This window comes from Mycobacterium sp. TH-M15, from assembly GCF_057473705.1.
Window position 1 is genome coordinate 1 of record NZ_JBYCLB010000283.1, and the last position, 3,120, is coordinate 3,120.

A 3,120-nucleotide genomic window follows, 5' to 3' on the forward strand; every position below is an offset into this window, starting at 1 on the left:
GAAACCACACTCCCCGACCACCCGCCGCGCTAGCACCCCGCGCCATCTCGCCCCGTCACATTTGCCTGGAAGCACGCCGCACGACCCGTGCGCTGCCGACTGCTGCAACCGTACTCCATACTCATCTCCCCTCTTCGATCACGCCGCTTACTCCGCCGCGAGATAGCGGTACGCGGTCGCTCGGCTGATTCCGAACGCGCCGGCCAGCTCGCGCACCGACTCGCCGCCCGCGAGGCAGCGCGGACCTCACGGCCCAACTCGAGTTCCAGTTCAGCCAACGTCGCCATGACACCGGCCACGGCCCGCCCGGTCGCCGTTTCCGTGTCCACGCTTTCACGCAAGGCAGGCAACATAATTCGACGCTCACCGAGGTCGGCAATCGTGCAGGTGACTTCGGCGACCGAGCGGCCGAGCCGGTCGATAGCGACCACTACGACCACATCGCCGGGCCGGGCGTAATCCAGCAACCCCGCCAGGCCTGGCCGCGCCGCGGCCATCGACCCCGACAGCTTGTCGGTGACCTAGAAGACGCCGACAACGCGGCCAAGCTCGGCTGGATGGACTGGGCGTTCACCGGCTATCACGACGTCACCACGACCGATCAGGCCGGCGAGTCGCTGATTTTCAACCCGCACGACCCGCCCACCGGTGCCAACGTGAACACCGCCGACCTGGACACCCTCGCCCAGCCGTATCCGCAGGTGGTGGCCGGCACCCCGAACGCATGGTCGTTCGACTCCGCCACCGACACCTTCACGTTCAGCTACTCACCGGAGATGGCTGACGGCTCAGGGGACTTCGCTGCCGGATCGACGACCACGATCTCGGTGCCACAGGTGGAGTACCCACACGGCTACCACGTTGACGTGACCGGCGGCCACGTCGTCTCCGGGCCGAACGCCCCCGAACTGGTGGTGGCTTCCGACAGCGGAACCGGAACCGTCACGGTCACCGTGACCCCGGGTGGCGCCGACGGCGGGGCGGGCGGCAGCTGACCCGAGGGCCGACGCTATCCGGCGGCCTCCGCCGACGAGATCAGCTCGACGAGCTAGATCGGCGTCAGGCCGTGCTTGCGCTGCACCCGCAGCGGGTAGCGCTGCTTCTCCCGCAGGATGTGCAGCGACCTGCGCAGCAGCAGCCGGGTCTCGTGCGGCTGGATCACGCCGTCGATGTAGCCGCGCTCGGCCGCGGTCCACGGGATCGCCATGTTGGCGTTGTAGCCCTCGATGAAGTCGCGCTTGACCTGCTGGGCCTCCGGCGCGGTGGGGTCCGGGAAGCGCTTCATCAGCAGCTGCGCGGCGCCCTCGGCGCCGATCACCGCGATCCGCGCGGTCGGCCAGGCGAAGTTCAGGTCGGCGGCGAGCTGCTTGGAGCCCATCACCGCGTGCGCACCGCCGTAGGACTTGCGGATGGTGAACGTGACCTTCGGGACGTCGACGTGCACGACCGCGTTGAGGAACCGGCCGCCGCGCTTGATGATGCCGTTCTTCTCCTGCTCCACCCCGGGCAGGAAGCCGGGGGTGTCCACCACGAAGACCAGCGGCAGGTTGTAGCAGTCGCAGAACATGATGAAGCCGGCCGCCTTGTCGGAAGCCTCGTTGTCGATCGCGCCGGACATGTACATCGGCTGGTTGGCGACCACGCCGACCGGGCGGCCGTCGACCCGGGCGAACGCGGTGATGATCGCCTGCCCGCGCTGCGCCCCGACGTCGAAGACGTCGCCGTCGTCGAAGATCCGCAGCAGGATCTCGTGCATGTCGTAGGCGGTGTTGTCGGCGTCCGGCACGATTCCGTCCAACTCCAGGTCGGAGTCGGTGAGCTCCGGCTCCAGCCCGGGGTTGACGATCGGCGGGTCGTCCCAGGTGTTGGCGGGCAGGAACGACAGGTAGTCGCGGACGTATTGAAAGGCCGCGGCTTCATCGGCGACGACCTGGTGGATGTTGCCGTAGCGGGCCTGGGCGTCGGCACCGCCGAGCTCGTCGAGGGTGACGTCCTCGCCGGTGATGTCCTTGATCACGTCCGGGCCGGTGACGAACATGTAGCCCTGGTCGCGTACCGCCACCACCAGGTCGGTCTGGATCGGCGAATACACCGCGCCGCCGGCGCATTTGCCCAAGATGATGGAGATCTCCGGCACCGTGCCGCGCAGCAGTTCGTGGCGGCGGCCCAGCTCGGCGTACCAGGCCAGCGAGGTCACCGCGTCCTGGATGCGGGCACCGGCGGAGTCGTTGATGCCGATCATCGGGCAGCCCGTCATGGCGGCCCACTCCATCAGCTTGGCCACCTTGCGGCCGAACATCTCGCCCACCGAGCCCTGGAACACCGTCTGGTCGTGGCTGAACACGCAGACCGGCCGGCCGTTGATCCGGGCGTGGCCGGTGACCACGCCGTCGCCGTAGATCGCGTTCGGGTCGCCCGGTGTCTTGCACATGGCGCCGATCTCCAGGAAGGAGCCCGGGTCCACCAGGGCGTAGATGCGGTCCCGGGCGCTCGGGATGCCCTTCTTGGCCCGCTTGGCGATCGCCTGCTCACCGCCGGGCTCGTTGGCGACCTCCAGCTTCTGGTACAGGTCGGCCAGCATCTCGGCGGTGGTCTTGTTGGTCACGTGGCCTGCTTTCCTGGCTTCCGTCGCTTCTTGCCGCCGATGCGGCCCAGCGCATCGGTGAGGTGCGTCCCGATCTTGGCGATGAACGGCTCGTCGATCACCTGAATGTGCTCGCCGCCGACCGGCACCACCTCCAGATCGGAAACATACTCACCCCAGCCGCCATCCGGCTTGCGGGTGGCGAACGCGGGTTCGAACTCGATCACGTCGTCGTGGTAGCGGTCGGCCATATACAGCGTGACGTGCCCGTCGTAGGGCCGGTAGGCCACCGTCTGCAGCGCCCGGTTGTCCAGGTAGGAGGTGCGCTGGTGCTCGACGATGCCGGCCGGGACGTCCACCCCGCTCTCCTTGACGATGTTCAGCACGAACTGCACCTGGCCGTCGTCGTCGAGCTGCTCCAACTCCTGGTAGGGGATGGCCGGGATCTCGACGTTGAAGGTCCGCTCGGCGAAGCGGGCGTAGCGGTCCCAGCGCCGGCGGGTCTCCTCCTGGGTCACCGGGATCTCCTCGCCGGG

General features: G+C 68.3%; 3 protein-coding genes and 1 pseudogene. 1 reads left to right on the forward strand and 3 read right to left on the reverse strand.

What is annotated here, in order from left to right:
- Positions 1-147: 147 nt before the first annotated feature.
- Positions 148-509: pseudogene (locus tag AC2VNT_RS06615) on the reverse strand (recombinase family protein).
- Positions 510-557: 48 nt separating this feature from the next.
- Here AC2VNT_RS06615 and AC2VNT_RS06620 point away from each other — a divergent pair.
- Positions 558-995, forward strand: a complete 438-nt coding sequence (locus AC2VNT_RS06620) for a hypothetical protein (RefSeq protein ID WP_486946094.1) — start codon at positions 558-560, stop codon at positions 993-995.
- A 53-nt stretch (positions 996-1,048) separates the two neighbouring features.
- On the opposite strand, the gene AC2VNT_RS06625 is transcribed toward AC2VNT_RS06620, so the two are convergent.
- Complete coding sequence (locus AC2VNT_RS06625) at positions 1,049-2,581, reverse strand: acyl-CoA carboxylase subunit beta (RefSeq protein ID WP_486946096.1); 1,533 nt, start codon at positions 2,579-2,581, stop codon at positions 1,049-1,051.
- Between the two features lie 20 nt (positions 2,582-2,601).
- The coding region (locus tag AC2VNT_RS06630; RefSeq protein ID WP_486946095.1) for a thioesterase domain-containing protein at positions 2,602-3,120 on the reverse strand (519 nt) is incomplete at its 5' end.